The following is a 26,375-nucleotide window of genomic DNA, read 5'->3' as shown; positions in this document are numbered from 1 at the left end:
GGCATTTTATTGCCCGAATTTTCGTATTTGAGGAATTTCCGCCATGTTGGACGCCAATCTTAAAGCCCAGTTGAAGGCCTACCTGGAGAAGGTCACCCTGCCGTTCGAGATCGTCGCGTCCCTCGATGACGGCGCGAAATCTCAGGAGCTGCTGGGCCTGCTCCAGGACATCGTCGGCCTGACCGACAAGATCACTCTGAAGACTGACGGCAGCGATGCCCGCCGTCCGTCCTTCGCCCTGAATCGTCCGGGCGAAGACACCGGCGTTGCCTTCGCCGGTATCCCCATGGGCCACGAGTTCACCTCGCTGGTGCTGGCGCTGCTGCAAGTGGGCGGTCATCCATCGAAGCTGGATGCCGATACCATCGCGCAGATCAAGAGCATCGAAGGCAAGTTCGAGTTCGAGACCTATTTCTCGCTGTCCTGCCAGAACTGCCCGGACGTGGTCCAGGCGCTGAACCTGATGGCTGTGCTCAACCCCAATATCCGCAACGTCTCCATCGACGGTGCGCTGTTCCAGGAAGAAGTCGAGCGTCGCCAGATCATGGCTGTGCCGAGCATCTACCTGAACGGCGAGGTGTTCGCTTCCGGTCGCATGGAAGTGAAGGAAATCCTTGCCAAGATCGATACCGGCGCCGCCAACCGCGACGCTGAGAAGATGAGCGCCAAGGACGCCTTCGACGTACTGGTAGTCGGCGGTGGCCCGGCCGGTGCTTCGGCTGCCATCTACGCCGCGCGTAAAGGCATCCGTACCGCGATTGCCGCCGAGCGCTTCGGTGGTCAGGTGCTCGATACCATGGCCATCGAGAACTTCATCTCCGTCAAGGAAACCGAAGGCCCGAAACTGGTGCGCGCGCTGGAAGAACATGTCAAGGAATACGAAGTCGACGTCATGAACCTGCAGCGTGCTTCGGCTCTGGTACCGGCCAGCAGCGAAGGCGGCCTGCACGAAGTGAAGTTCGAGAACGGCGCGTCGCTCAAGGCCAAGACCGTGATCCTCTCCACCGGCGCACGCTGGCGCGAGATGGGTGTGCCCGGCGAGCAGGAATACAAGGCCAAGGGCGTGTGCTTCTGCCCGCACTGCGACGGCCCGCTGTTCAAGGGCAAGCGTGTGGCGGTGATCGGCGGCGGTAACTCCGGCGTCGAGGCGGCCATTGACCTGGCTGGCATCGTCGCTCACGTGACCCTGCTGGAGTTCGCCGACACCCTGCGTGCCGACGCCGTACTGCAGAAGAAGCTGGGCAGCCTGCCCAACGTGACCGTGATCAAGAGCGCGCAGACCACCGAGGTCAAGGGTGACGGCCAGAAAGTCACCGGCCTGGTGTACAAGGACCGCACCACCGAGGAGCTGCATACCGTCGAGCTGGAAGGCATCTTCGTGCAGATCGGTCTGCTGCCCAACAGCGACTGGCTCAAGGGCACCGTGGAGCTCAACCGCTTCGGCGAGATCATCGTCGATGCCAAGGGCGCGACCAATATCCCCGGCGTGTTCGCCGCCGGTGACGTGACCACCGTACCTTACAAGCAGATCGTCATCGCCATGGGCGAGGGGTCGAAGGCATCGCTGTCCGCCTTCGACCACCTGATCCGTCACAGCTGATCAGTGCGCTAGAGCGACAAAGGCCACCTTCGGGTGGCCTTTTCGTTGGTGTATCTGTGGGAGGCGCTTTCGGCTCGGGCATCCTGCTTCCATGCAGTCGTAGCGGCGACGGCTTCGCGGCTGAAGCCGCTCCTACAGTGCGATAGGACTCAGCGCTTCAGGCCGCCCAGGGTCAGCGGCATCTGACGGTTCACGTCCTTGTACAACAGGTAGCGGAAGCGGCCCGGGCCGCCGGCGTAGCAGGCCTGCGGGCAGAAGGCGCGCAGCCACATGAAGTCGCCGGCTTCCACCTCGACCCAGTCCTGGTTCAGGCGATACACCGCCTTGCCTTCCAGCACGTACAGGCCGTGTTCCATGACGTGGGTTTCGGCGAAGGGGATCACGCCACCCGGCTCGAAATTGACGATGTTGACGTGCATGTCATGACGCATGTCGCTGATCTCGACGAAGCGCGTGGTGCTCCAGCGGCCTTCGGTGCCGGGCATGACGATCGGCTCGATGTCCTGCTCGTTGGTGACGAAGGCTTCCGGGTAAGGCACGCCTTCGACCGCTTGATAGGCCTTGCGCAGCCAGTGGAAGCGCACGGCCTGGCTGCTGTTGTTGCGCAGCGACCAATCGCTCTGCGGTGGGATGAAGGCGTAGCTGCCCGGACGCATGGCGTGCTGGGTGCCATTGAGGGTCAGGCTGAATTCGCCTTCGACGACGAAGATCACGCCTTCGGCAGTGGCATCCAGCTCTGGCTTGTTGCTGCCGCCGTTCGGGCCGACTTCGACGATGTACTGCGAGAAGGTTTCGGCGAAGCCGGTCAGCGGGCGGGCGATGACCCACATGCGCATGTTGTCCCAGAACGGCAGGTGGCTGGTGACGATGTCACGCATCACGCCTTTGGGGATCACGGCGTAGGCTTCGGTGAACATGGCGCGGTCGGTCAGCAGTTGATCCTGACCTGGGTGACCGCCATGCGGTGCATAGTAGTAGGGCGATTTGCTCATCGAGAGATTGCCTCGGCGGGTGAATGGCGCGGGGTTCGATCCCCGAGCGGAAACTTGGCTCCCATGCACTATAGGAATTCGCGGCTGGATTCGGAAATTAAATAGTAGAATGCCTGTCAGTGGCTTTCATGATGGGTGGCGACATGCTCGATCCGGTGCTGTTACGCAGTTTTCTCGCCGTGGTGCAGACCGGCGGTTTCACCCGCGCGGCTGCCAGCCTGCACCTGACCCAGTCCACCGTCAGCCAGCAGGTGCGGCGCCTGGAGGAGCAGCTCGGCGCCGAGCTGCTCGACCGTAGCGGCCGTTATGTGGTGACCACCACCGAGGGCGAGCGCCTGCTGGGTTACGCCAACCGCATCGTTGCGCTGATGGACGAAGCCATGCTGGCGCTGGGGCAAAGTGCGGTGGAAGGCGAGGTGCGGCTCGGCGTGCCGGACGATTTCGCCGCCAACAGCCTGACGCCTTATCTGGCCGATTTCGCCGATGCCCATCCGGGTATTCGCCTGGAGATCACCAGCGGCCTCAGTCATGACGTGTGGCGCGCGTTCAATGCGGGTGAGCTGGACCTGGCGCTGATCAAGCAGCGTGCCGGTAGCGCCAAGGGCCTGGCCAGTTGGGCCGAACCGCTGGCCTGGCTCGACAGCCGAGCGCGCCCTGTGCTGGCGCGCAACCCGGTGCCGCTGGCGGTGTTCCCGCCCAACGGCCTGTACCGTCTGGAGATGACTCACGCGCTGGATGCCATGGGCAAGCCCTGGCGCATCGCCTATGTCAGCAGCAGTCTGCCCGGCGTCAGCGCCGCTGCCGAAGGCGGGCTGGGTCTGACCCTGTTGCCGCGCCGGTTGATCACTGCCGCACACCGCGAACTGGGCGAGGCCGAAGGTTTTGCCCCGGTGGCGCCGGTGGAAGTGGCCCTGCACGCACGCAACCAGTTGCCCGGTTACGCTCGGGAGCTGGCGGCGGCGCTGATCGAGGCCTGCGAAGGGATCATGAGCCAGTAGGGTGTCGCGGGGCTGGGCAGGTTGCGCGATGCGCACCTTGAAACAGCTGCCCCGATGGTTGACCACACGCGTCAGAGGACGCCGGTGCGCACGGCCTGGGCGGCCCCGCGACATGCTACGACAGGATCAGCGCCAGCTGAGAATCGGCCAGCCGGCCTGTTCGGCGTGGGCGCGTAGGGTCGGGTCGGGGTTGACGGTGAACGGCTTGTCCACCAGTTGCAGCAGCGGCAGGTCGTTGCGCGAGTCGGAATAGAAGCTGGCGCCAACCAGGCTTTCGTCCTGTTCGATCAACCAGCTCTCCAGGCGAATCACCTTGCCCTCACGGTAGGTCAGCACGCCCTGGGTACGTCCGCTGTAGAAGCCGTGCTGCAGCTCCAGGTCGATGGCCAATACCTCGTCGATACCGAAGCGCTCGGCGATGGCGCTGACCAGAAAATGCGCCGACGCCGAGATCACCAGCAGGCGATCGCCCGCAGCGCGGTGTGCCGCCAGCGTACGACTGGCGTCGCTGTAGAAGATCGGCTCGATCACGTCCTCGACGAAGGGTTCGACCACATGGGCGACCTCCTCGGGCGTACGGCCGACCAGCGGCGACAGGGTGAAGGCCATGTAGTCCTCCATGGCCAGGGTGCCGGCGGCGTACTGGCGCATCAGCTCCTGTTCGTGGGCGATGAAGGAGTCGCCATCGGCCCAGCCGATCTTCACCATTTCCTGTGTCCACAGGCTGGCGCAGTCGCCATGGATCAGGGTTTCGTCGAGATCGAAAATCGCCAGGGCCATCACGCCACCTCCCGGATCGCATCGGCGCCAATGGCCAGGCTGACGCTTTGGCCATCGTGGTGCAGGTCGGCAGCGGAGCGGTTGAGCACGTCCACCAGCAGCTCCACGCCGCGCGCTTCGACGCGGTAACGGATCACGTTACCGAGCAGGCTGTGGCTGCGAATCTGCGCCTCGATGCCGCCGTCGGCGAAGTGGATGGCTTCCGGGCGAATCGCCACGCGGCTACCGATCTGTTGGCCGAGCAGGCGGCTGGCAGCCTCGGCATCGAGCAGGTTGTAGTTGCCGATAAAGCCAGCGGCGAAGGCATCGGCCGGTGCGGTGTAGAGGGTTTCGGCGTCGCCGCTCTGGACGATCTGGCCGCCGTTCATCAGCACGATTCGATCAGACAAGACCAGCGCTTCCTCCTGGTCATGGGTGACGAAAATGGTGGTTAGGCCCAGTTCACGCTGGATGGCGCGGATCTGTTCGCGCAGGTGCTTGCGGATGCGTGCATCCAGCGCCGACAGTGGTTCGTCGAGCAGCAGCAGGCGTGGGCGGGTGACCAGCGAACGGGCCAAGGCCACGCGCTGGCACTGGCCGCCGGACAGTTGTTGCGGGTAGCGATCGGCGTAGTCGTTCAGCTCCACCAGTTCCAGCACCTCGGCGACGCGCTTGCTGGCCTCGGCGGCTGGGACTTTCTGCATGCGCAGGCCGAAGGCGACGTTCTGTTGCACAGTCATGTTGGGGAACAGCGCATAGCTCTGGAACACCATGCCGATGCCGCGTTTTTGCGGCGCCACGGGTACCAGGTCCTCGCCGCCCAGCAGGATCTGTCCGCCATCGACTGCGGTCAGGCCGGCGATGCAGCGCAGCAGGGTGGACTTGCCGCAGCCGGACGGGCCGAGCAGGGTGATGAACTGGCCCTGGCCGATCTCGATGTTGATGTCGGTGAAGATGGGCGTTGCGCCGTAGCTTTTGTGCAGGCCGCGGATATTCAGGTAACTCATGATTTGTCCTTGTTCAGACGGTTGGCTGCCCAGGTCATCAGCAGCACGAACATGAAATAGGAGATCACCAGGGCGCTGGTGAAGTGGCCGCTGTCGTTACGCATGTTGTACAGGTACACCTGCAGCGTCTCGTAGCGGCTGCCCACCAGCAGGTTGGCGAAGACGAATTCGCCGAACAGGAAGCTGAAGGACAGGAACACCGACACCATCAAACCCTTGCGCAGATTCGGCAGCACCACCATGAAGGCCGCGCGCCAGGTGCTGGCGCCGAGCAGGTGGGCGGCGTCCATCAGGTCGCGCAGGTTGATCGCCTGCAGGTTGTTGGTGATGGCCCGGTACATGAAGGGCAGGGCGATGGTGAAGTAGCAGCCGATCAGGATCCATGGCGTACCGAGGATCGGCAGCGGGCCGGATGCGAACAGTTGCATCAGGCCCACCGAGGACACCACCGGCGGAATGGCGAACGGCAGCAGGATCAGCACGTTCATCACCCCGTCGAGCTTGGGGAAGTGGTAGTTGACCACGAACAGCAGCGGCAGGATCAGCAGCAGTGCCAGCGCCAGGGCGCCGAAGCACACCAGCAGCGAGCGACCGAAGGCGGCGAGAAAGCGTGCATCGCTCCATAGCGCCACGTACCACTTGAAGGTGAACCCGCTGGGCAGGATGGTCGCCGACCAACTGGTGGACAGCGAGTAGACCAGGGTGCCGAGCAGCGGCAGCAGCAGGATCAGAAACAGCAGGTAGACCACCAGTTGGTGGAACAGCGGCGAGCGTTTTTCAGCGGGTGACATGGTAGCTCCGGCGCAGCAGCCATTGGTGGACGAGGGTGATCAGGGTCATCAGGCCGACCAGCACCATGGCCAATGCGCTGGCCATGTTCGGGTCGAGGAAGATGTCGCCGGAGACCATCGCCGCGATACGGATCGGCAGGATGTTGAAGTTGCCGGTGGTCAGTGCATACACCGTGGCATAGGCGCCCAGGGCGTTGGCCAGGAGGATGACGAAGGTGCCGAGCAACGCCGGGGTCAGCACCGGCAGGCCAATGTGCCGCCAGAACTGCCAGGTGCTGGCGCCGAGCAGTTCGGCCGACTCGCGCCAGTCTTCGCGCAGGGCGTCGAATGCCGGATAGAGCAGCAATACGCCGAGGGGAATCTGGAAGTAGGTGTAAAGGACGATCAGGCCGGTCTTGGAGTAGAGGTTGAAGTCCTCGATCACCCCCATCTGCTTGAGCAGGATGGTCAGCGCGCCGTTGAAGCCAAGCAGGATGATGAAGGCGAAGGCCAGCGGCACCCCGGAGAAGTTGCTGGTCATGTTGGAGAAGGCCATGACGAAATCGCGCAGGCGGCTGCTGACCTGACGCAGCGAGTAGCTGCCGATGATGGCGATGAGGATGCCGAACAGGCTCGACCAGAACGCCACTTCCAGGCTGTGGCGCATGGCCTGGCGGTAGAAGGCCGAGGAAAACGCCTGCTGGAAATTGCCCAGGCCCCAGCCTTCGGCGGTGTTCAGGCTGTTGCTCGCCACCCAGGCCAACGGTGCGATCTGGAAGGCGAAGAAGAACAGGGCGAAGGGCAGCAGGCACAGCAGCGCCCAACCCTTGCTGGAGATGGATGACTTCATGCAAGCAGCTCCCTGCACCAGGCTTTGTCGTGGGCCGCGCCGAGCAGCTGGCAGATGGTGCCGCATAGCTCGGTCTGTTGCGGACGGGCTGCAGGATCGAGGCTGAAGGCGCTGCCGAGAACGATCAGCGGCACTTCACGCTCTTCCGGCAGTACGCCGTTATGGCTGCGGTCGTTGTTCATGCCGTGGTCGGCGGTCACCAGAATCTGGTAACCGGCGTCGAGCCAGGTCTGGATATATTCGGCCAGCAGCACATCGGCCATGCGCGCGGCGTTGCGGTACTGCGAGCTGTCGAGGCCGTGCTTGTGGCCGGCGTCGTCGATGTTCATCGGATGCACCAGCAGCAGGTTCGGCTGATGGTGCTGGCGCAGACTGTCGGCATCGGCGAACAGGTGCGAATCCGGGTAATGGTCGGCGTAGTAGAAGTGGCCGTACTGAATCGGCAGCGACTCATCGCTGGTATGGCGGTCGCGAGCGGCCTGGAAGGGCGCGCGGTTATACAGCTCGCTGACCCAGTGATAGGCTGCGGCGGCAGTGGTCAGGCCCGCATCGCGGGCGTAGTGAAAGACGCTGCGCTGATGCGACAGGCGCACCACATCGTTATTGACGATGCCGCTGTCGATGGGCGCCACGCCGGTGAGGATGCATTCGTAGAGCGGGCGGGACAGCGCCGGCAGTGCGCAGTCCAGCTTGTACAGCGCGGCGCGCCCGGCCTGGCAGTAAGCCAACAGGTGGCCCAGCGCATGCTGGGCCACCTGATAGCTCAGGCCATCCAGTACCACCAGGATGACGTTGTGTTTCATCGGTTTCTCTCGTTCGCTCGTAGCCCGGATGCAATCCGGGGCACTTTCTGCAATTGACCCTGACGCTACTCACTTAGCCTGTGCGCGATCAGCTCCCCTCTCCCTTGAGGGGCGAGGGGACTGATCGTGTTCAGTCAATTCATATTGATGATCACGTGCTCCTGCCACAGGCGCGGCAGGGCCTTGGAGGTGGCCTCCCAGGCGGCGGCATCCTTGATCGGCTGGACCTTGGCGTACTGCTCTTGCGGCAGCAGCTTGGCCTGCACCTCGGCCGGCAGTTCGATGTGCTCGGCGCGGATCGGACGGGCGTTGCCCTTGGCCAGGTTGATCTGCCCGGCATCGCTCAAGATGTATTCGCGGGTCAGTTTGGCGGCGTTGGGGTTCTTCGCCCATTTGTTGATGATGGTGCTGTAGCCGGAGATCACCGAACCGTCGGACGGGATCAGTACCTCGAAGCGCTCGGGGTCGATCTGGTCGCGGTAGCTCAGGCCGTTGAAGTCCCAGACGATACCGACTTCAACTTCACCCTTTTCCAGGGTCTGGATGGTCGGGTTGGCCAGCGACAGGCGACGCTGCTTGGCCAGTTCGCCGTAGAAGTCCAGCGCCGGTTGCACGTTGCTCTCGTTGCCACCCATGGCGATGGCAGCGGCCAGTACGCCGTTCACGGCTTGCGCAGCGGTGCTCACGTCACCGGCAGAGACCTTGTAGGTACCGGTCTTGAGGTCGGCCCAGGAGCGCGGAATGTCCTTGACCAGTTGCTTGTTGACGATGAAGGCGATGGAGCCGGTGTACGCCAGCATCCAGTGACCGTCCTGGTCCTTGGCCCAATCCGGAATCTGCGCCCAGGTGCTCGGTTTGTAAGGCTGAGTCACGCCTTGTTGTACGGCGATGGGGCCGAAGGCCGCGCCGACGTCACCGATATCGGCGGTGGCGTTTTCCTTCTCGGCGGCGAACTTGGCGATTTCCTGCGCCGAGCTCATGTCGGTGTCCTGGTGCTTGAGACCGTAGAGCTTGGCCAGGTCCGCCCAGGTGTCTTTCCAGTTCGCCCAGCTGTCGGGCATACCCACGCTATTCACCGCGCCTTCGGCGCGTGCAGCCTTTTCCAGTGCCTGCAAGTCGGTGCCTTCGGCCATGGCGGAAGTCGCCAGAGCGATGGCCGAGCCCATCAGTGAAGCCAGCAGCAGTTGTTTCATTGGAAACTCCTTTGCAGTGAGAGTGTTGGTCTAGATCAGCAATACCCGAGCCAATCTAAGCGCCTTCGATGACAGTTTTATGTCCGGCCACGAGTGGCAGATGTCTAGGTCTGGCGGGCCGGTGCGCTTCACAAGCGTAGACCATGGATAAGTGGCTGATTTGCTGGGCTGTGAGTGAGCGCGGCGGTGGCATGCAGCGTGCTTGCAGCAGAGTTGTCATCTATCAGTCATCTAGACTGCCTAGTCTTGTAACCCGTCTGAGCGAGTGACTTTTGCCCTGTCATGGGGCTGGACTAGTCCAAAAGGGGAAATTTTGATGCGCGAAGAAGCGCCACGGGCCGTTACCATCATCTGCCGCGCGTTGCAGGAGCAGATCGACCGGGGCCTGTTGCCCTCCGGCAGCAAGTTGCCGGCCGAGCGCAAGCTCAGTGAGTTGTTCGACACCACGCGCATCACCCTGCGTGAGGCGCTCGGCCAGTTGGAGGCGCAGGGGCTGGTCTATCGCGAGGAGCGTCGTGGCTGGTTCGTCTCGCCGCAACGGGTGGCCTACAACCCTCTGGTACGTACCCACTTCCACGCCATGGTGGCCGAGCAGGGGCGGGTACCGGCCACCGAGGTCTTGAGTGCGCGCTTGATGCCGGCCTCCGCGCAGATCTGTCAGGTGCTGGAGCTGCCGGCACTGTCGAGCGTCTATCAGGTGTGCCGCGCGCGGCGCATCGACGGGCGTCTGGTGCTGTATGTCGAGCACTACCTGAATCCGGCCTACTTCCCCGGCATTCTCGAGTTCGACCTGACTCGCTCGCTGACTGATCTGTATGCCAGCGAGTACGGCATCCACTACGGCCGCGTGCGTTTCGACATGGTACCCACCGCGCTGCACGCCGAAGCCGCGGCCAGCCTCAAGGTGGCGCCCGGCAGCCCGGCGCTGCGCATCACTCGGGTCAATCGCGATCAGCACGGGCGCATCATCGACTGCGACCTGGAGTTCTGGCGCCACGATGCCATTCACGTCAGCGTCGAAGTCCCCGAGTAGGGTGCGCCGCGCGCACCGGATTTTAGGGCGCTGTCTGTACCAGTTGCTGCGAGGCACTAAGCCTTACAAGGGGTTCGCTCACTATCATTGGTTGGCTAAAGCGGAACGCCGCCCGGCCCACCCTATAGGCCTGCGCAGCAACTCCTGACCCTTAACGCAGGTATTGAGGTGCGCACGGCGCCCTACCGTTCGTCGGCTTCTGTGATGTTTTTGCGGCCAATGTCGAAATGCGCTCGCTGCGTTCGACTATCCAGTACCCACCCGCCAAGGAACTGGAGTGCGTCATGAAATACCTCTGCCTCGTCTACGCCAACGAACAGGAGCTGCACAGCTCCCCCGACAGCCCGCATGACAGCGAGTGCTTCGCCTACGCCAACTCGGTTCAGGAGAGCGGGCGCATGCTCGCCGCCGAGGCGCTGCAATCGGTGCAGACCGCCACCACCGTGCGCATGCGCGGCGGCAAGCTGGCGATCACCGACGGCCCCTTCGCCGAAACCAAGGAGCAACTGGCCGGCTTCTATCTGGTAGAGGCGCGCGACCTCAACGAGGCGATCCAGCTCGCCGGGCACATTCCCGCCGCCCGTGTCGGCTGCGTGGAAGTGCGCCCGGTGCGCGAGCTGGATATCCAGCCGGCGCAGCTGCAGGCCGGTCAGCACTGAGCCGGCAAGGCTCGATCAACAGGGAGAACCGCTATGGATCGCTACTATATCCCCGAGGTCGCCACGCGTGAGCAATGGCTGGCCGCACGCAAGGCGCTACTCGAGCAGGAAAAGGCGCTGACCCGCCAACGTGACGCGCTCAACCGCGCCCGCCGTGCCCTGCCCATGGTGCTGGTGGAAGAGGATTACCGCTTCGACGGCCCGCAGGGCGAGGTCGGTCTGGAGGTGCTGTTTCATGGGCGCAGCCAACTGATCGTCTACCACTTCATGTACCACATGGATCGCGGCGAGGGCTGTGACGGCTGTTCCTGCCTGGTGGACAACATCGGCCACCAGTCCCACCTGCATGCTCGCGACACCAACCTGGTGCTGGTTTCGCGGGCGCCCTTGGCCGATCTCGAGGCGTTCAAACGGCGCATGGGCTGGACCCTGCCCTGGTACAGCGCCTACGGCAGCCGCTTCAACTACGACTACCACGCCACCACCGACGAGCAGGTCGCGCCAGTGGAATACAACTACCGCGACAAGGACGAGCTCGAGCGCCTGGGCCTGACCTATCACATCCATGGCGAGCAGCCCGGTGTCAGCGTGTTTCTGCGCGACGGTGGGCGGATCTACCACACCTATTCCTGTTATGGCCGAGGGCTGGAGATGCTGATGAGCAGCTTCCATTTCCTCGACTTCACGCCTTTTGGCCGCGGCGAGGGTTGGGATGGCATGCCCGATCTGGACGGCAAGGGGCTCAACTGGACGCGCCTGCACGACGAGTACGAACAGGCTGCGCCCACCCACGACTGCTGTGCCCACAAGGCCTGAACCTCAGCGAAGGAGAACGATATGAGTCAGCACGAACTGCAAGATGCCCTTAACGACTGGACCGAAGCCTGCCGCAGCAAGGACGTGGCGCGCATCATGAGTCACTACGTCGAGGACGTGGTGTCCTACGATGCCATCGGCCCGTTGCGTTTTCAGGGGCGCCCGGCGTACCAGGCGCATTGGCAGGCCTGTATGGAGATGTGCAGTGGCCCGGGGATGTTCGAACCGCACGAGCCGACCTTCACCGCCAGCGGTGATCTGGGCGTGACCCACTACCTGCTGCATTGTGGCGGCGCCAATGAAAAGGGCGAGCTGCAGACCTGCTGGATGCGCGTGACCCAGTGCCTGCGCCGCCAGGGCGGCCGCTGGCTGATCTTCCACGAGCATTTCTCTGCCCCGAGCGACATGGAAAGCGGCAAGGCGCTGTTCGATCTGCAGCCCTAGCGAGCAGGGGCTGCGCGATGGTCTGGCGCGTACCGGACCATCCTCAGCGCGCGACCAGTTCCAGCATGCGTCGCGCCTGCTGGCGTACGGCCTCACGCAACTCGACTGGCTGTTCGATGGTGAAGTCGAAAGACAGGCGTAGCAGCAGATGAGCGAACCAGGTTGGGCTGTCGGTGCTGGTGGTCAGGCGCACGCTGTTGCCTTCGGGCATCAGTAGACCGGCGTCGCTCCCCAGTTCGGCGATGGCGCTGGCGAGGTCGGTGTGCAGCTCGATACTCACTGGGTAGGCCCGTGGCAGGGTGGCGATGCTGGTATTGAGGTGGGCGGCGGCGTCGAAGGCTTCCGGCCGCTCGAAGTGGCTCTCCAGGGCGCGCACTTCGCGCAGGCGATCCAGGCGAAAAGAACGCACCGCCTGGCGTAGGTGGCAGTAGCCGCTCATGTACCAGAAGCCCTGGCGGAACACCAAACCGTAGGGATCGACCTCGCGTTCGCTGCATTGGCCCTGATCGCTGCAATAGCTCACCCGCACCTGACGGCGCGCCTCGGCGGCGGCGGCGAGTTCGGCCAGCAGTTGCTGGTCGCCATTGGCGCGGCTGCGTGGCAGATCCAGGATGGCGCTCTGGCTCAGGGCGCGCACCCGCTGCTGCAGCCCCTTGGGCATGACCCGCTCCAGCTTGGCGCGGGCACTGGCCACCGCCATGGCGGTTTCTGCCAGGCCCAGATTGGCCGTCGCCAGCAGGCCCAGCGCTACCGCCTGGGCCTCCTCAGCCGTGAACATCAAGGGCGGCAGCTTGAAACCGGCCACCAGGCGGTAACCACCATGCCGGCCGCGCTCGCTGGTCACCGGAATCCCCAGGTCTTCCAGATGGCGGATATAACGGCGCAGGGTGCGGCCGTCCACCTCGAGGCGTTCGGCCAGTTCGCGACCGCTGAGCTGGCCATGACTCTGCAACAGCTCCAACAGGGCGAGCACGCGAGTGGTTGGGCTGTTCATGGGTGATTGCAGGCTCCGTAGGGTGCGCTGTGCGCACCGGTCAAACCCCAGCGCGCGCACTCAACAAAAAACATCGCTAGGCGATTTTATTAGGGCGGAATATAGCCTAATTGGCTCTTAGTCTGGAGGCAGGTCGACGCTTTAGGCGTGTAGGCCATCAGCAGACAAGGAGCAACCCTTATGCAACCGATACTGTTCTACGGCGTTCCGCAAGGCTGTTCGTTCGGCTCGATCGTAGCCCTCGAGTGGCTTGGTCAACCTTATCGCCTATGCCGGGTGGAGATGCTCGAGCAACCCTGGAACCCGCTTTTCGAGCGGATCAACCCGCTCTATCAGACGCCTGCGCTGCTGCTGGAGAACGGCGAGTTCCTGAGCGAGAGCCTGGCCATTCTCCTGAACCTGGCGGCGCGGTCGGTGGATACGCCGCTGGGCCCACGCCAGGGCAGCGACGAATTCGATGCACTCAACCAGATGTTGTCCTACCTGGTGACCGACTTTTTCTCCGCCTTCAACCCGCTGTGGTTGGCTTATGAAAAGGCTGAGCTGGACGAGCCGCAGCGCGAGCTGTTGCGCAGCCTCGGCGCAGAACAGGTGGTGGCGGGCTGTCGTTATCTCGATCGGCTGCTCAGCGAGCGCGACTGGCTGCTGGGGCAGCGACGCAGTCTGGCGGATGCCTACCTGAGCGGTGTTGGCCGCTGGGTCGACTACCACCAGTTATTCGATCTGCGACACGACTACCCGCATCTGGCCCGCCACCTGGCTCGGCTCGCCAACGATCCAGCGGCGCGTTTCGCTCATGCGATCGAGCAGGGCATGACGGTTGAGGGCGCTGGCGGCTTCCTCGGCCATGTCGGCTTCCAACAACTGCGCGAAGGGCTGTGCGCAGCCTGAAAACCTATGGTGAGGTTTCGATGATCGACCATCTTTGTATCACCGTGGCCAACTTTCGCCGCAGTCGCGCCTGGTATCAGGCGGCCCTGGCGCCTTTGGGCTACGAGCTGAAATACGACGGCGAGCATGGCGCGGGGTTGGCCGCCGGCTTCGGTCCGCAGGCCGAGGAGCAGGCCGTGCTTTATCTGCTCAGTGCCGTCCCCGGACGTGGCCAGTGTGAGCCGCTGACGCATTTTTGCCTGCGTGTCGACAGCCAGGCGAAAGTGCAGGCCTTTCATGCCGCGGCGCTGCAGGCCGGTGGCTAAGACAATGGCCGGCCCGGCCTGCGCGAAGAATATGGCTACTACGCCGCCTTCGTGCTTGACCCCGATGGCTACAACGTCGAGGTGGCCTGTTACGTCTGAACCTTCGTCACTGCTGGCCCAGCGCCGCGCAGGAAGGCTCGTAGCGCTGCTGGCAGGCGCTCTGGTACAGGCGCTGGGCCTGGTCAGGGTCACGTGGTACGCCGCCTTCACCGCGACGGTAGAGGTTGCCCAATACATGCTGGGCCATGGGGTTGCCCGCAGCGGCTGACTGGTTGAGGTACTTGAGCATGTCACGCTGGTTGGCGAACTCAGGGGCGTCGCGGCCGGTGTAGAGGTAGGCCAGGCTCACTGCAGCCATGGCATGGCCCTTGTCGGCGGCCTGCTTCCACCAGTACTCGGCCTGCTTGAGGTTGTTCTCCGGCTGGCCGACAAAGTAGCTGCTGCCGAGCTGGAACTGGCTTTCCAGATCACCACGCTGGGCCTGCTGGCGCAGTTGGTCCTGTTCGGTCTGGGTGATGGGCTGTTCCACCTGCGGCTGTTTTTCCGGCGCGCTGGAGTCAGGTTCACGCCCGGCGCAGCCCGCCAGCAACGCGAGGGCGAGCAGGGCAGTGGTAGCGTGACGCAGGTTGATCGGGCTGGGCATGGCAGAAACTCCGTAGGCGGGAAACAGGGCAAGTCGCTATTAGGCTGACCCTGGACACCATAGTTCGCTGTCGTTGATCAGTCTGTCGCGGTGCGACTTCACACTCGCGTCATGAACTGCAATCCTGAGCGCTGATTTCGCTTACGAGGCAGTCATGAAGATCAGTGCGGATTTCGACAGTGGCAACATTCAGGTCGTCGACGCCAGCGACCCGCAGCGCGTACTGTTGGCCATGCGGCCGGACCTCAACAGCCACCATTTCCAGTGGTTTCACTTTCAGGTCGATGGTCTGCAACCTGGCCAGGGTTATGGCTTCTGCCTGACCAATGCCGGGCAGTCGGCCTACAACCGCGCCTGGGACGGTTACCAGGCCGTGGCCAGCTACGATCAACAGAACTGGTTTCGCGTGCCCACCCGTTATGAGGACGGGCAACTGCACTTCGAGTTGCAGGCCGAACGCGAGCAGGTCTGGTTCGCTTATTTCGAGCCCTACCCACGGGCGCGGCATGAACGCCTGATCGCCAACGCGCTGGAGTGCGGCGCTGAACTGGTGGCCAGCGGTAGAAGCCTGGAAGGCCGTGATATCCAGCTACTGCGCATCGGTGGCCAGGCGGGCGCTGCGCGCAAACTGTGGATCATCGCCCAGCAGCATCCGGGCGAGCACATGGCCGAGTGGTTCATGGAGGGGCTGATCGAGCGTTTGCAGAATCCGCAGGATGCCGAGATCGCCGCGCTGTTGGCCGAGGCAGAGTTCTATCTGGTGCCGAACATGAACCCGGACGGTGCCTATCGCGGTCATCTGCGCACCAACCATGCCGGGCAGGACCTCAATCGCGCCTGGCAATCAGCCAGCTCCGAGCGCAGCCCCGAGGTGTTGTTCGTTCTGCAGCACATGCAGCGTATTGGCGTTGACCTGTTCCTCGATATCCACGGCGACGAAGAGATACCTCACGTGTTCACCGCCGGCTGCGAGGGCAATCCGGGCTACACCCCACGGTTGGCTGCGCTGGAAGAAGACTTCCGCAATCGTCTGGTAGGTATCGGCGCCGAGTTTCAGACCCGTTTCGGCTACCCGCGCGACGAGCCTGGCCAGGCCAACCTGACCCTGGCCTGCAACGCGGTGGGCGAGGCCTTCGATTGCCTGTCGTTCACCATCGAGATGCCGTTCAAGGACCACGACGACAACCCGCAGCCGCGCACCGGCTGGAATGGCGCACGCTCGCAGAAGCTGGGGCATGATGTGTTGACCGTGCTGGCGCAGATGGTCGGGCGCTTGCGCTGAAACTGGGTGTGCCGGCTGATGGCGTGGAAGCCGGTGCGTACGGCGCACCCTACGGGTTAACGTTGCGCAGGGAGCGTCAAAGTTGGCAGGCAAAAAAAAGCCCGTCACGAGGACGGGCATAAAGTGCCGTTAACACACAGGAGTCAATAGGACGCAGTGATGCGTCCGGTATTACAGAATCGACAGCGGGTAGTTGATGATCAGACGGTTCTCGTGCAGATCCTGGCCAACGTCACGGCGGACGTCGGAGTTACGCCAGCGAACGTTCAGGTTCTTCAGGGTGCCTTCCTGAATGGTGTAGGCCAGTTCGGTTTCACGACTCCATTCTTCGGCATCGGTACGGCCGCCGGCATGGATATTGGAGCCGCTGGTGTAGCGGTTCATCAGGGTCAGGCCCGGGATGCCGAGGCCGGCGAAGTTGTAGTCATGACGCAGCTGCCAGGAACGCTCCTCGGGGCTGTCGAAAGCAGACAGGAAACCGTCGTTGACCAGGGTGCCGCCACTGGCGCCGTCGATACGCAGGAATTTGGTATCACCACTCAGTCGCTGGTAGGTGACCTGGAAGGTGTTGTTGCCCCGCTTGGCCGACAGCGCACCCTGATAGACCTTGTTGTCCAGGTCGCCGGCCTTGGCCGCGCCTTCGTCCTTGCCGTTGAGGTAGCCTAGGTTGGCGCCCAGTACCCAGTCACCGACCGGTTGGCTGTGAGTCAGCTGTACGTAGCTTTGCTTGTAGACGTCTTCCAGGCGGGCGTGCCAGACGCCGACCATGGTGTTGTTACCGTTGAAACGGTACTCACCACCGCCGAAGTTGAAGTCATCGCCTTCCACGCCATTGAACGACATGTCTTCGCGGCTGGCGTCGTTGCGCTGGCTGTTCTTCCAGAACTGGCCGCCGTACAGGGTCAGGCCATCGATCTCGCTGGAAGTCAGTTGGGCACCCTGGAAGGTTTGCGGCAGCGAACGACCGTCGTCAGCACGCAGAATCGGCAGCACGGCGAACCATTCGCCGACCTTCAGCTCGGTCTTGGAAATCTTGGCCTTGGCAGCTACGGCGGTGCGGCCGAACTGGTCGGCGGCCTGGCCGTCGTCGTGGATCGGCATCAACTGGGTGTTGGCCGCACCACGGTTGCCGTCCAGCTTGATGCTGTAGAGGCCGAGTACATCAAGACCGAAACCGACGGTGCCCTGCGTGTAGCCGGAGCGGGCATCGAGGATGAAGTTCTGTGTCCAGCCTTCGGCCTGGCCCTGGCGCTCACCGCGGATCACGGGGTCGGTGCCGTTCAGGTAGTTACGATTGAAGTAGTAGTTGCGCAGGCCGAGGGTGACCTTGGCGTCTTCGACGAAGCCGGCAGCGTGCGTGGTGGTCGGCATAACCAGGGCCAGAGCCGTGCTGCCGAGCAGGGCCAATGGAATGATGTTGCGTGCGGTCATTGTTGTTGTGCTCCCAGTTTTTGAACGAACCATCCCCTGCTGGTCTGCATCAGGACCTGCATGATGGGAATGTTGTATTTGCCCCGTAGAGGGCGATAGCCCGGCCGAACGCGGCCGGTCATTGCTGGTGGCTGACGTCAGCCTCCGGCGAATCCGGTTCTATGGCGTGTGGCGGCGATGGATGCCGAGCAGGCGAGGGGCTGCTGCGCTGAGGGAGAGGCAAGGATAGTCATGTCATGGCCCTGATTCTTGTTGTTATCGTTGTCATATGTCGTCATACAACTTGTTGGATTATCGACAGCCTTTTTATCGCTTGTCAACGCATTGCTAGACGAAAGTCTGAGTAGGTTTTCCCCATGTAGCGGCGCTATTGGCGATGTCGCGGGCTTGCGGCGTGGTTCTGCGCAGAGCTGGTAAACCATCTGGTATCGAATTTGTTGTGTGATAACGTATGACAAATTCAATTACATCAAGGGTTTACCTATGCCGCATTGCCTGATCGAAGCCGCCCGCGAGGTGAGTGAGCTGATCGCGCCGCAGGAGCTGGTGCAGCTGGTGCATGACCAGGCGGCTGACACGGGACTGTTCCAGCCCGGCGAGGTCAAGGTGCGCCTGGGCCTGTACGAGCACCACTGCGTGGGTGGCGAGCCGGGGTTGTTCGTGCACCTGATCTTCTACGTGCTGGCCGGGCGCAGCGATGACGAGAAGCGGGTGCTGTCGCGGCGTGTCGTGCGTGCACTGGTCGAGCGTCTGCCGCAGGTGCCGGCGATCTCTCTGGACGTGCGCGACATCCGCCGCGAGGTGTTCAGCAACAGGCGCAACTGCCTGGACGATTAATCCGTTTCGAGCAATCGCGCGCCAGCGCCCTGTGCGCCGAGTTCGTCGCTGGGGTTGCGCAGTGGGCAGTCCTGCATCGACAGGCAACCGCAACCGATACAGCCGGTGAGCTGGTCGCGTAGCCGCGTCAGTTGCTCGATGCGCGCATCCAGATCGCGCTGCCATTGTGCCGAGAGCTGTTGCCAGTCGGCAGCCGTGGGCATGTGGTCGCAGGGCAGGGTGGCGAGTGCCGCGCCGATATCTGCCAGCGGAATGCCCAGGCGCTGCGCCACCTTGATGATCGCCACGCGGCGCAGTACATCGCGCCGGTAGCGTCGCTGGTTGCCGGCATTGCGCTGGCTGTGGATCAGCCCCTTGGCTTCGTAGAAATGCAGGGTGGAAACTGCCACGCCGCTACGTTCAGCCATCTGGCCGACGCTCAGTGGGCGTTCGTGAATGGACATGGAAAATCCCTCTTGACCTTAAGTTAAGTTGAGGTTTTACCCTCGCTGGCCTTGATAGACAACACCGAGGGCAATTCCATGCAGGACCGCATCCGATTGGTACTGATTTACGGCAGCGTGCGAGAAGAGCGCTTCTGCGACCAGGTGGTGGCCTGGGCGCGTGAGCAGATCGAGCAGCGCAGCGAATTCGAGCTGAGCCTGGTCGATCCGGCCGTGATGTTTCGCCAGCCCGGCGAGGCACTGGAGTTAGCCGAGCGTCGGCATCAATCGCTGCAGCAGTTGCTGCGCGCCGATGCCTTTCTGATCGTTACACCGGAGTACAACCACGGCTATCCGGCGGCGCTCAAGCAGTTCATCGACGAGGTACCGGCATCCTGGGAAGCGCGGCCGGTGGGGTTCGTCAGTTATGGCGGGGTGTCCGGCGGGCTGCGCGCGGTGGAGCAACTGCGCCAGGTGCTGGCGGAGCTGCATGCGATGACGGTGCGCGGCTCGGTGAGCTTCACCAATGCCTGGGAACAGTTCGATGAGCAGGGCCGCCTGAGCGAGCCGCGGCGCGCCAACTCGGCGCTGGCGCATACGCTGGTGCAGTTGAACTGGTGGGCACAGACGCTGCGCGCCGGGCGCGAGCGGGTGCCCTATGAGCGGATCAGGGGGTAGAAACGACGTAGCCCGGATGCAATCCGGGAGCTTTTGAGGGCATCCGCGGATTGCATCCGGGCTACGGAGCAGAGCGCGCGCAATGAATGTAGGAGCCTCGCCCCGAGGCGAAGCTTTTGCGTCTTTCGACGCATTCACCGCGAGGGCGGCTCCTACAGCGCAGGGCTGCCTTGCGGATCAGCCGCGGTAGTAGCGCTGCGGCACGAACGGGGTCTTGGCCACTTTCATCGCCACGCGCTTGCCACGCACCACCGCCCAGACGTCGCTGTCGATGGCGACGTGGCTGGCATTGACGTAACCCATGGCCACCGGCGCGCCGAGGGTCGGGCCGAAGCCGCCGCTGCATACCTGGCCGATCACCTGGCCGTCGGCATCGACGATTTCTGCGCCTTCACGCACCGGTACACGCTCCTGCGGCAACAGACCAACGCGTTTGCGCGCCACGCCTTTCTGTTGTTGCTCGAACACACGCTCGGCGCCCGGGAAGTTGCCGGCGCGCTCGCCATCGGCGCGACGCACCTTGGAGATGGCCCACAGCAAGCTGGCCTCGATCGGCGTGGTGGCGCTGCTCATGTCGTGGCCGTACAGGCACAGGCCGGCTTCCAGGCGCAGCGAGTCGCGTGCACCCAGGCCGATGGCCTCGACTTCCACTTCGGCCAGCAGGCTGCGCGCCAGGGCTTCGGCCTGGTCGACGGCGACGGAAATCTCGAAACCGTCTTCGCCGGTGTAGCCGCTGCGGCTGACGATGCACTCGCTGCCCAGCAGGCGCACACGGGCAACCTGCATGAAGGTCATCTTGCTCACTTCAGGGGCCAGGCGGGCCAGCACGTCGACCGCTTTCGGGCCTTGCAGGGCGAGCAGGGCGCGCTCCTCGAACAGGCACTCGATCTGGCACTGCTCGCCGATGTGCTTCTTCAGGTGGGCCAGGTCCTGATCCTTGCAGGCGGCGTTGACCACCAGGTACAGGGTGTCGTCGCCCAGGTTGGCGACCATCAGGTCGTCGAGGATGCCGCCCTGGGCATCGGTGAACATGGCGTAGCGCTGCAGGTCCACCGGCAGGTCGATGATGTCCACTGGCACCAGGGTTTCCAGGGCGCGCGCGGCGTTCTCGCCACGCAGCAGGATCTGGCCCATGTGTGAAACGTCGAACAGGCCGGCGGCCTCGCGGGTGTGCAGGTGCTCCTTCATCACGCCCAGCGGGTACTGCACGGGCATGTCATAGCCGGCGAAGGGCACCATGCGTGCGCCGAGTTCGAGGTGCAGGGCGTGCAGCGGAGTCTTGGCGAGAGTTTCAGTGGTCATGTCGATTTCCTGTTGGGTGCGCCGCGCGCACCGGTTGGGGCCGCTTTGCGGCCCGTTGTACGTTGGGTGTCAGTCAGCGTAGACCGGGAAGGTGGCGCAGAGGTCGGCGACCTGGCTGCGCACGCGCTCGATCACGGCCGGGTTGTCCAGGTCGTCGAGGATGTCGCAGATCCAGCCAGCCAGGGTGCGGCATTCGCCTTCCTTGAAGCCGCGAGTGGTCACCGCCGGAGTGCCGATGCGGATGCCGGAGGTGACGAACGGCGACTGCGGGTCGTTCGGCACGGCGTTCTTGTTCACCGTGATGTGGGCATCGCCCAGCGCCGCGTCGGCCGCCTTGCCGGTCAGGCCCTGCTTGACCAGGCTGATCAGCATCAGGTGGTTGTCGGTGCCGCCGGAAACCACGTCATAGCCGCGCTCGACGAACACTTCGGCCATGGCGCGGGCGTTGTCGATCACCTGCTGCTGGTAGGCCTTGAAGCCCGGCTCCAGCGCCTCCTTGAAGCACACCGCCTTGGCCGCGATAACGTGCATCAGCGGGCCGCCCTGGGCGCCTGGGAATACGGCGGAGTTGAGCTTCTTCTCGATCTCTTCGTTCTTGCGCGCCAGGATCAGGCCGCCACGCGGACCGCGCAGGGTCTTGTGCGTGGTAGTGGTGACCACATCGGCGAACGGCACTGGGTTGGGATATAGGCCGGCGGCCACGAGTCCCGCCACATGGGCCATATCGACGAACAGCAGAGCGCCCACCTTGTCGGCGATGGCGCGGAAACGCGGGAAGTCCAGCACGCGCGAGTAGGCCGAGAAGCCGGCGACGATCATCTTCGGCTTGTGCTCGATGGCCAGGCGCTCGACCTCGTCGTAGTCGATCAGGCCGTTCTCGTCGATGCCGTACTGCACAGCGTTGTACAGCTTGCCCGAGGACGACACCTTGGCGCCGTGAGTCAGGTGGCCGCCATGGGCCAGGCTCATGCCGAGGATGGTATCGCCGGCATTGAGCAGGGCCAGGTAAACGGCGCTGTTAGCCGAAGAGCCCGAGTGCGGCTGCACGTTGGCGTAGTCGGCGCCGAACAGCTGCTTGGCGCGTTCGATGGCCAGTGCCTCGACCTTGTCCACATGCTCGCAGCCACCGTAGTAGCGCTTGCCCGGATAACCTTCGGCGTACTTGTTGGTCAGGCCGCTGCCTTGCGCCTGCATGACGCGCTGGCTGCAGTAGTTCTCCGAGGCGATCAGCTCGATGTGGTCTTCCTGGCGCTGTTCTTCGGCCTGGATCGCCGCGAGCAGGGCGTCGTCATAGCCCTGCAGTTGGTCGTGCTTGCTGAACATGGTGAGGCCCTCTTTATCGTTTTTCTCGGGATGAAACAGGCCCGCCCCGGTGAGGGGAGCCGAAAATAGGGGAGGTTAGTCATTGAACCGTCCCCTCTCCCGCAAGTGGGAGAGGGGAGGTTCACCGTGCTTACGCGTCCTGATACGCCTCGATGGACGGGCAGGCGCAGACCAGGTTGCGGTCGCCGTAGACGTTGTCCACGCGGCCTACCGGCGGCCAGTACTTGGCCTCGACCAGGCTCGCCAGCGGGTACACGGCCTGCTCGCGGCTGTAGGCGTGGTGCCACTCGCCGACCAGTTCCAGGGCAGTGTGCGGGGCGTTCTTCAGCGGGTTGTCGTCCTTGTCCAGGCGGCCTTGCTCGACTGCGCGAATTTCCTCGCGGATGGCGATCATGGCGTCGCAGAAGCGATCCAGCTCTTCCTTGGACTCGCTCTCGGTCGGCTCGATCATCAGGGTGCCGGCCACCGGGAAGGACATGGTCGGGGCGTGGAAGCCGAAGTCGATCAGGCGCTTGGCCACGTCGTCGACGCTGATGCCGCTGCTGTCCTTGAGCGGACGGATGTCGAGGATGCACTCGTGCGCCACCAGGCCGCCTTCGCCGGAGTACAGCACCGGGTAGTGCTCTTCCAGACGACGGGCGATGTAGTTGGCGTTGAGAATGGCCATCTGCGACGCGCGCTTGAGGCCGTTGCCGCCCATCATGGTGATGTACATCCAGGTGATCGGCAGGATGCTGGCGCTGCCGAACGGCGCGGCGCTGACTGCACCTTCCTTGCGTGCCATGTGCGCATGGCCCGGCAGGAACGGCGCCAGGTGCGACTTGACGCCGATCGGGCCGACGCCCGGGCCGCCACCGCCGTGCGGGATGCAGAAGGTCTTGTGCAGGTTCAGGTGCGAGACGTCGCCGCCGAACTGGCCTGGGGCGCAGAGGCCGACCATGGCGTTCATGTTGGCGCCGTCGATGTAAACCTGGCCGCCGTTGTCGTGGATGATCTGGCAGATCTCGCGGATGCCTTCCTCGAACACACCGTGGGTGGACGGGTAGGTGATCATGATCGCGGCCAGGCGATCCTTGTGCTCTTCGGCCTTGGCCTTCAGATCGGCGATGTCGACGTTGCCGCGAGCATCACAGGCGGTCACCACCACGCGCATACCGGCCATGGAGGCGGTTGCCGGGTTGGTGCCGTGGGCCGATTGCGGGATCAGGCAGATGTCGCGCTGATCGTCGCCGCGGCTCAGGTGATAGGCACGGATGGCCAGCAGGCCGGCGTACTCGCCCTGGGAACCGGCGTTGGGCTGCAGCGACACGGCGTCGTAGCCGGTGGCGGCGCAGAGCATGGCTTCCAGCTCAGTGGTCAGCTGGGTGTAACCCGCAGCCTGCTCGACCGGAGCGAAGGGGTGCAGGTTGCCGAACTCCGGCCAGGTGACCGGGATCATCTCGCTGGCGGCGTTGAGCTTCATGGTGCAGGAGCCCAGCGGGATCATGCTGCGATCCAGAGCCAGGTCCTTGTCGGCCAGCTTGCGCAGGTAGCGCATCAGCTCGGTTTCGCTGTGGTAGCGGTTGAACACTTCGTGCTGCAGGATCGCCGATTGGCGCAGCAGGCCTTGCGGCAGGCGGCTGGCGATCTGTGCGGCCAGGTCGCTGACGGCAGGCGCGGCCTGGTCAGCGGCGAACAGGTTCAGCAGCGCCTCGACGGCGGCCTGGTCGGTGGTTTCGTCCAGCGACAGACCCAGACGCTCGGCGTCGATCTCGCGCAGGTTGATGCCGGCAGCACGGGCCTTGGCATGCAGCTCGGCGGTCTTGGCGCCGGTCTTGATGCTCAGGGTATCGAAGAAGTGCTGCTGCTCGACGCTGTGGCCCAGCTTGGTCAGGCCCAGGGCGAGGATGGCGGTGAAGCTGTGTACGCGCTGCGCGATCTCGGTCAGGCCTTTCGGGCCGTGGTACACGGCGTACATGCTGGCGATGTTGGCCAGCAGCACCTGGGCGGTACAGATGTTACTGGTGGCCTTCTCGCGGCGGATGTGCTGCTCGCGGGTCTGCATGGCCAGGCGCAGGGCCGGCTTGCCGAAACGGTCGACCGACATGCCGACCAGGCGGCCCGGCATGTCGCGCTTGAACGCGTCGCGGGTGGCGAAGTAGGCCGCGTGCGGGCCACCGAAACCCAGCGGCACACCGAAGCGCTGGGCGCTGCCCAGGGCGACGTCGGCGCCGAACTCGCCCGGCGGGGTGAGCAGGGTCAGGGCCAGCAGGTCGGCGGCCACGGCCACCAGGGCATTGGCGGCGTGGAAACGCTCGACCAGGGCGCGGTAATCGAAGATGTCACCGTTGCTCGCCGGGTACTGCAGCAGCGCGCCGAAGTAGGCGCTGGCGTCAGTGATGGTGGCTTCGTCGCCGACTTCGATATCGATACCCAGCGGCTCGGCACGAGTGCGCAGCACATCGAGGGTCTGCGGGTGGCAATGCTGGGAAACGAAGAAGGTGTTGGCAGCCTTGTTCTTCGACAGGCGCTTGCAGAAGGTCATGGCCTCGGCGGCAGCGGTGGCTTCGTCGAGCAAGGATGCGTTGGCGATCTGCATGCCGGTGAGGTCGCTGATCAGGGTCTGGAAGTTCAGCAGCGCTTCCAGGCGGCCCTGGGAAATCTCCGGCTGGTACGGGGTGTAGGCGGTGTACCAGGCCGGGTTTTCCAGCAGGTTGCGCAGGATCGGGCTCGGCGTATGGGTGCCGTAGTAACCCTGGCCGATGAAATTCTTGAACTGCAGGTTCTTCGCGGCGATGGCCTTGATCTTGGCCAGGGCGTCGGCTTCCGACAGGCCCGGCTGCTCGCCGAGGATGCTGGTGCCCTTGATGCTCTCGGGGATCACGGCACCGGTCAGCGCATCGACCGAATCGTAGCCGAGCAGTTCGAGCATGGCGGCGGTGTCGGCATCGCGCGGGCCGATGTGGCGGGCGATGAATTCGTTCTGGGTATCGAGCTTGGTCATGGCGGTCACTCAGGCGTCGGCGTTGGCGTTCAACAGACGATCATAGCCGGCCTTGTCCAGCAGGTCGGCCAGCACGGCGTTGTCGGCCAGACGCATGCGGAAGAACCAGGCCTTGTCCAGCGGCGACTCGTTGACCAGTTCCGGGCTGCCTTCCAGGTCGGCGTTGATTTCGACGATCTCGCCATCAAGTGGCATGACGATGTTGCTGGCGGCCTTCACCGACTCCAGCACGGCCACTTCCTCGCCCTGGGCGTAGGACTTGGCTTCCGGCAGTTGCACATACACCACGTCGCCGAGCGCGTCCTGAGCGTAATGGGTGATGCCGACGGTAACCAGACCATCGTTGTCCAGACGCAGCCATTCGTGATCGGCGGTGAAACGCAACTCGCTCATGTCAATTCCTCAGGGGGTAATGGTGCCCGCTTCTAGGTGGCGGGCAGGTTGTGGGAGCGTTTGCAATGCCGGTGCCAAAGTATAAATTTTCAATAAAATCAAATACTTAATTATATTATCAGGGGTTGTATACAGTCATCTGGAACGATATCGCTACGAATCCCGGCGTCGCAAATGGAAAAGTCGAAGTCGCACCAGACAGGGCGTGGCTTTCACTCATTTGTTGCTTAATCGTTACGGTGTAATGATATCGATACGTCATCTAACTGGAACCGCTCAAGGGCATTGAGGGTCGGTAACTGGGAGGCTTCATAAACAAGGAGATAGATCGACCATGAGATCCCTGATTCCCCTGGCATTCGCATTGCTCGGCGCCACCAGCCTGCAGGCCAGCGAGACAGTCACCGTGACCCTCGAACAGGCCACCGAAAACGGCACAGGCGCGCCTGTTGGCAGCGTGACAATCAGCCAGTCGCCCTATGGGCTGGTCTTTACGCCGAATCTGCAGGGCCTGGAGCCGGGCGTGCATGGCTTCCACGTGCATACTGAGCCCAATTGCAACGCTGCCGAAGTGGATGGCAAGCTGACCCCGGCTGGCGCGGCAGGCGGCCACTGGGACCCGCAGAACGCTGGGCGCCACGGTTTCCCCTGGGAAGACGATGCCCATCTCGGCGACCTGCCGGCGTTGCTCGTCACCGAGGATGGCAGCGCCAGCCAGCCGGTGCTGGCACCGCGGCTCAAGAGCCTGCAAGACCTGCATAACCGTTCGCTGATGATCCACGCCGGCGGCGACAATCACGCCGATCACCCGCAACCCCTGGGCGGCGGCGGTGCGCGTGTAGCCTGTGGGGTGATCAAGGTGCCGACCAGCACCACGCCAATCTGACTCAACGCCGAGAACTGTGGGGTGGGTTAGCGGCGCTGATCGATGAACGATCTGACAGCGCGGTGGTGGTGCGCTGCGTAA

At 63.6% G+C, this 26,375-nt stretch carries 27 protein-coding genes; 12 read left to right on the top strand and 15 right to left on the bottom strand.

From position 1 onward, the window contains the following. Positions 1-43 precede the first annotated feature (43 nt). Positions 44-1,600 carry an alkyl hydroperoxide reductase subunit F gene (gene ahpF, locus BM186_RS01400; protein ID WP_074913185.1) on the top strand — a complete coding sequence of 519 codons (1,557 nt, stop codon included), beginning with the start codon at positions 44-46 and terminating at the stop codon, positions 1,598-1,600. Positions 1,601-1,749: 149 nt separating this feature from the next. On the opposite strand, the gene BM186_RS01395 is transcribed toward ahpF, so the two are convergent. After that, on the bottom strand, positions 1,750-2,592 hold the full coding sequence (locus BM186_RS01395) for a bifunctional allantoicase/(S)-ureidoglycine aminohydrolase (RefSeq protein ID WP_074913184.1): 843 nt from the start codon (positions 2,590-2,592) through the stop codon (positions 1,750-1,752). A 143-nt stretch (positions 2,593-2,735) separates the two neighbouring features. On the opposite strand from BM186_RS01395, the gene BM186_RS01390 reads away from it, so the two are divergent. Further along, positions 2,736-3,590, top strand: a complete 855-nt coding sequence (locus tag BM186_RS01390) for a LysR substrate-binding domain-containing protein (RefSeq protein ID WP_074913516.1) — start codon at positions 2,736-2,738, stop codon at positions 3,588-3,590. A gap of 126 nt (positions 3,591-3,716) precedes the next feature. On the opposite strand, the gene BM186_RS01385 is transcribed toward BM186_RS01390, so the two are convergent. From BM186_RS01385 to BM186_RS01360, 6 genes are all read right to left on the bottom strand, one after another. Next, on the bottom strand, positions 3,717-4,370 hold the full coding sequence (locus BM186_RS01385) for an HAD family hydrolase (protein ID WP_074913182.1): 654 nt from the start codon (positions 4,368-4,370) through the stop codon (positions 3,717-3,719). Then, entirely contained in the window at positions 4,370-5,356 is a 987-nt protein-coding gene (locus BM186_RS01380) for an ABC transporter ATP-binding protein (protein WP_074913181.1), read from the bottom strand. The genes BM186_RS01385 and BM186_RS01380 overlap by 1 nt, the downstream gene beginning before the upstream one ends. Then, positions 5,353-6,147, bottom strand: a complete 795-nt coding sequence (locus BM186_RS01375; protein ID WP_017677906.1) for an ABC transporter permease — start codon at positions 6,145-6,147, stop codon at positions 5,353-5,355. Before BM186_RS01375 ends, BM186_RS01380 begins: the two co-directional genes overlap by 4 nt. Then, complete coding sequence (locus BM186_RS01370) at positions 6,134-6,976, bottom strand: ABC transporter permease (protein WP_074913179.1); 843 nt, start codon at positions 6,974-6,976, stop codon at positions 6,134-6,136. Before BM186_RS01370 ends, BM186_RS01375 begins: the two co-directional genes overlap by 14 nt. Next, positions 6,973-7,779, bottom strand: a complete 807-nt coding sequence (locus BM186_RS01365) for an alkaline phosphatase family protein (RefSeq protein WP_072422730.1) — start codon at positions 7,777-7,779, stop codon at positions 6,973-6,975. The genes BM186_RS01370 and BM186_RS01365 overlap by 4 nt, the downstream gene beginning before the upstream one ends. Before the next feature lie 134 nt (positions 7,780-7,913). Then, the gene (locus BM186_RS01360) at positions 7,914-8,972 is read right to left on the bottom strand and encodes an ABC transporter substrate-binding protein (protein WP_072422729.1); all 1,059 of its coding nucleotides are present in this window, start codon (positions 8,970-8,972) and stop codon (positions 7,914-7,916) included. Between the two features lie 316 nt (positions 8,973-9,288). Between BM186_RS01360 and BM186_RS01355 the strand changes: the two genes are divergently transcribed. From BM186_RS01355 to BM186_RS01340, 4 genes are all read left to right on the top strand, one after another. Further along, on the top strand, positions 9,289-10,005 hold the full coding sequence (locus tag BM186_RS01355) for a UTRA domain-containing protein (RefSeq protein WP_017677902.1): 717 nt from the start codon (positions 9,289-9,291) through the stop codon (positions 10,003-10,005). Between the two features lie 284 nt (positions 10,006-10,289). Continuing rightward, the gene (locus BM186_RS01350) at positions 10,290-10,664 is read left to right on the top strand and encodes a YciI family protein (RefSeq protein WP_003245742.1); all 375 of its coding nucleotides are present in this window, start codon (positions 10,290-10,292) and stop codon (positions 10,662-10,664) included. Positions 10,665-10,697: 33 nt separating this feature from the next. Continuing rightward, entirely contained in the window at positions 10,698-11,480 is a 783-nt protein-coding gene (locus tag BM186_RS01345) for a DUF899 domain-containing protein (RefSeq protein ID WP_074913177.1), read from the top strand. Between the two features lie 21 nt (positions 11,481-11,501). Beyond that, positions 11,502-11,924, top strand: coding sequence for a YybH family protein (locus BM186_RS01340; RefSeq protein ID WP_072422726.1), 423 nt, complete (start codon positions 11,502-11,504; stop codon positions 11,922-11,924). A gap of 43 nt (positions 11,925-11,967) precedes the next feature. Here BM186_RS01340 and BM186_RS01335 read toward each other — a convergent pair whose 3' ends face one another. Then, entirely contained in the window at positions 11,968-12,918 is a 951-nt protein-coding gene (locus BM186_RS01335) for a helix-turn-helix transcriptional regulator (protein ID WP_074913175.1), read from the bottom strand. A gap of 180 nt (positions 12,919-13,098) precedes the next feature. On the opposite strand from BM186_RS01335, the gene BM186_RS01330 reads away from it, so the two are divergent. Both BM186_RS01330 and BM186_RS01325 read left to right on the top strand, forming a co-directional pair. Next, positions 13,099-13,809 (top strand): glutathione S-transferase family protein, encoded by a 711-nt coding sequence (locus tag BM186_RS01330; protein WP_074913173.1) that lies wholly within the window; start codon positions 13,099-13,101, stop codon positions 13,807-13,809. Positions 13,810-13,829: 20 nt separating this feature from the next. Further along, positions 13,830-14,114, top strand: coding sequence for a VOC family protein (locus tag BM186_RS01325; protein WP_206602762.1), 285 nt, complete (start codon positions 13,830-13,832; stop codon positions 14,112-14,114). Between the two features lie 106 nt (positions 14,115-14,220). Here the strand turns inward: BM186_RS01325 and BM186_RS01320 are convergent, their stop codons facing one another. After that, positions 14,221-14,757: a tetratricopeptide repeat protein gene (locus BM186_RS01320; protein WP_074913172.1), complete on the bottom strand. Its 537-nt coding sequence runs from the start codon at positions 14,755-14,757 to the stop codon at positions 14,221-14,223. Positions 14,758-14,911: 154 nt separating this feature from the next. Here BM186_RS01320 and BM186_RS01315 point away from each other — a divergent pair, with 154 nt between their 5' ends. After that, entirely contained in the window at positions 14,912-16,039 is a 1,128-nt protein-coding gene (locus tag BM186_RS01315; protein WP_074913170.1) for a M14 family metallopeptidase, read from the top strand. Between the two features lie 171 nt (positions 16,040-16,210). Here the strand turns inward: BM186_RS01315 and BM186_RS01310 are convergent, their stop codons facing one another. Then, positions 16,211-17,470: an OprD family porin gene (locus tag BM186_RS01310; protein WP_072422722.1), complete on the bottom strand. Its 1,260-nt coding sequence runs from the start codon at positions 17,468-17,470 to the stop codon at positions 16,211-16,213. A 483-nt stretch (positions 17,471-17,953) separates the two neighbouring features. On the opposite strand from BM186_RS01310, the gene BM186_RS01305 reads away from it, so the two are divergent. After that, positions 17,954-18,307, top strand: a complete 354-nt coding sequence (locus BM186_RS01305) for a 5-carboxymethyl-2-hydroxymuconate Delta-isomerase (protein ID WP_072423726.1) — start codon at positions 17,954-17,956, stop codon at positions 18,305-18,307. Here BM186_RS01305 and soxR read toward each other — a convergent pair. Continuing rightward, positions 18,304-18,750 carry a redox-sensitive transcriptional activator SoxR gene (gene soxR, locus BM186_RS01300; RefSeq protein ID WP_074913168.1) on the bottom strand — a complete coding sequence of 149 codons (447 nt, stop codon included), beginning with the start codon at positions 18,748-18,750 and terminating at the stop codon, positions 18,304-18,306. The genes BM186_RS01305 and soxR overlap by 4 nt on opposite strands. 78 nt (positions 18,751-18,828) lie before the next feature. Between soxR and BM186_RS01295 the strand changes: the two genes are divergently transcribed. After that, positions 18,829-19,407, top strand: a complete 579-nt coding sequence (locus BM186_RS01295) for an NADPH-dependent FMN reductase (protein WP_072422720.1) — start codon at positions 18,829-18,831, stop codon at positions 19,405-19,407. Between the two features lie 177 nt (positions 19,408-19,584). Here the strand turns inward: BM186_RS01295 and gcvT are convergent, their stop codons facing one another. From gcvT to gcvH, 4 genes are all read right to left on the bottom strand, one after another. Next, positions 19,585-20,709, bottom strand: coding sequence for a glycine cleavage system aminomethyltransferase GcvT (gene gcvT / locus BM186_RS01290; protein WP_074913166.1), 1,125 nt, complete (start codon positions 20,707-20,709; stop codon positions 19,585-19,587). Between the two features lie 69 nt (positions 20,710-20,778). Then, positions 20,779-22,032: a serine hydroxymethyltransferase gene (gene glyA, locus BM186_RS01285; RefSeq protein WP_074913165.1), complete on the bottom strand. Its 1,254-nt coding sequence runs from the start codon at positions 22,030-22,032 to the stop codon at positions 20,779-20,781. 130 nt (positions 22,033-22,162) lie between these two features. After that, positions 22,163-25,015: an aminomethyl-transferring glycine dehydrogenase gene (gene gcvP / locus BM186_RS01280; protein ID WP_074913163.1), complete on the bottom strand. Its 2,853-nt coding sequence runs from the start codon at positions 25,013-25,015 to the stop codon at positions 22,163-22,165. Positions 25,016-25,024: 9 nt separating this feature from the next. Then, a complete protein-coding gene (gcvH, locus tag BM186_RS01275; protein WP_017361715.1) occupies positions 25,025-25,408 on the bottom strand; it encodes a glycine cleavage system protein GcvH in 384 nt (127 codons plus the stop codon). Positions 25,409-25,742: 334 nt separating this feature from the next. On the opposite strand from gcvH, the gene sodC reads away from it, so the two are divergent. Continuing rightward, complete coding sequence (sodC, locus tag BM186_RS01270) at positions 25,743-26,294, top strand: superoxide dismutase family protein (protein ID WP_074913162.1); 552 nt, start codon at positions 25,743-25,745, stop codon at positions 26,292-26,294. The last annotated feature ends 81 nt before the right edge of the window (positions 26,295-26,375 follow it).

It is taken from the genome of Ectopseudomonas toyotomiensis, assembly GCF_900115695.1.
Taxonomy (GTDB): Bacteria; Pseudomonadota; Gammaproteobacteria; order Pseudomonadales; family Pseudomonadaceae; genus Aquipseudomonas; species Aquipseudomonas toyotomiensis.
The sequence above is the reverse complement of the archived record's forward strand: the minus strand, read 5'-3'. Positions and strand labels throughout refer to the sequence as shown.

Coding starts and splice junctions, on each gene's coding strand:
- ahpF (WP_074913185.1), top strand. CDS start 44: ATGTTGGACGCCAATCTTAAAGCCCAGTTGAAGGCCTACCTGGAGAAG.
- BM186_RS01395 (WP_074913184.1), bottom strand. CDS start 2,592: ATGAGCAAATCGCCCTACTACTATGCACCGCATGGCGGTCACCCAGGT.
- BM186_RS01390 (WP_074913516.1), top strand. CDS start 2,736: ATGCTCGATCCGGTGCTGTTACGCAGTTTTCTCGCCGTGGTGCAGACC.
- BM186_RS01385 (WP_074913182.1), bottom strand. CDS start 4,370: ATGGCCCTGGCGATTTTCGATCTCGACGAAACCCTGATCCATGGCGAC.
- BM186_RS01380 (WP_074913181.1), bottom strand. CDS start 5,356: ATGAGTTACCTGAATATCCGCGGCCTGCACAAAAGCTACGGCGCAACG.
- BM186_RS01375 (WP_017677906.1), bottom strand. CDS start 6,147: ATGTCACCCGCTGAAAAACGCTCGCCGCTGTTCCACCAACTGGTGGTC.
- BM186_RS01370 (WP_074913179.1), bottom strand. CDS start 6,976: ATGAAGTCATCCATCTCCAGCAAGGGTTGGGCGCTGCTGTGCCTGCTG.
- BM186_RS01365 (WP_072422730.1), bottom strand. CDS start 7,779: ATGAAACACAACGTCATCCTGGTGGTACTGGATGGCCTGAGCTATCAG.
- BM186_RS01360 (WP_072422729.1), bottom strand. CDS start 8,972: ATGAAACAACTGCTGCTGGCTTCACTGATGGGCTCGGCCATCGCTCTG.
- BM186_RS01355 (WP_017677902.1), top strand. CDS start 9,289: ATGCGCGAAGAAGCGCCACGGGCCGTTACCATCATCTGCCGCGCGTTG.
- BM186_RS01350 (WP_003245742.1), top strand. CDS start 10,290: ATGAAATACCTCTGCCTCGTCTACGCCAACGAACAGGAGCTGCACAGC.
- BM186_RS01345 (WP_074913177.1), top strand. CDS start 10,698: ATGGATCGCTACTATATCCCCGAGGTCGCCACGCGTGAGCAATGGCTG.
- BM186_RS01340 (WP_072422726.1), top strand. CDS start 11,502: ATGAGTCAGCACGAACTGCAAGATGCCCTTAACGACTGGACCGAAGCC.
- BM186_RS01335 (WP_074913175.1), bottom strand. CDS start 12,918: ATGAACAGCCCAACCACTCGCGTGCTCGCCCTGTTGGAGCTGTTGCAG.
- BM186_RS01330 (WP_074913173.1), top strand. CDS start 13,099: ATGCAACCGATACTGTTCTACGGCGTTCCGCAAGGCTGTTCGTTCGGC.
- BM186_RS01325 (WP_206602762.1), top strand. CDS start 13,830: ATGATCGACCATCTTTGTATCACCGTGGCCAACTTTCGCCGCAGTCGC.
- BM186_RS01320 (WP_074913172.1), bottom strand. CDS start 14,757: ATGCCCAGCCCGATCAACCTGCGTCACGCTACCACTGCCCTGCTCGCC.
- BM186_RS01315 (WP_074913170.1), top strand. CDS start 14,912: ATGAAGATCAGTGCGGATTTCGACAGTGGCAACATTCAGGTCGTCGAC.
- BM186_RS01310 (WP_072422722.1), bottom strand. CDS start 17,470: ATGACCGCACGCAACATCATTCCATTGGCCCTGCTCGGCAGCACGGCT.
- BM186_RS01305 (WP_072423726.1), top strand. CDS start 17,954: ATGCCGCATTGCCTGATCGAAGCCGCCCGCGAGGTGAGTGAGCTGATC.
- soxR (WP_074913168.1), bottom strand. CDS start 18,750: ATGTCCATTCACGAACGCCCACTGAGCGTCGGCCAGATGGCTGAACGT.
- BM186_RS01295 (WP_072422720.1), top strand. CDS start 18,829: ATGCAGGACCGCATCCGATTGGTACTGATTTACGGCAGCGTGCGAGAA.
- gcvT (WP_074913166.1), bottom strand. CDS start 20,709: ATGACCACTGAAACTCTCGCCAAGACTCCGCTGCACGCCCTGCACCTC.
- glyA (WP_074913165.1), bottom strand. CDS start 22,032: ATGTTCAGCAAGCACGACCAACTGCAGGGCTATGACGACGCCCTGCTC.
- gcvP (WP_074913163.1), bottom strand. CDS start 25,015: ATGACCAAGCTCGATACCCAGAACGAATTCATCGCCCGCCACATCGGC.
- gcvH (WP_017361715.1), bottom strand. CDS start 25,408: ATGAGCGAGTTGCGTTTCACCGCCGATCACGAATGGCTGCGTCTGGAC.
- sodC (WP_074913162.1), top strand. CDS start 25,743: ATGAGATCCCTGATTCCCCTGGCATTCGCATTGCTCGGCGCCACCAGC.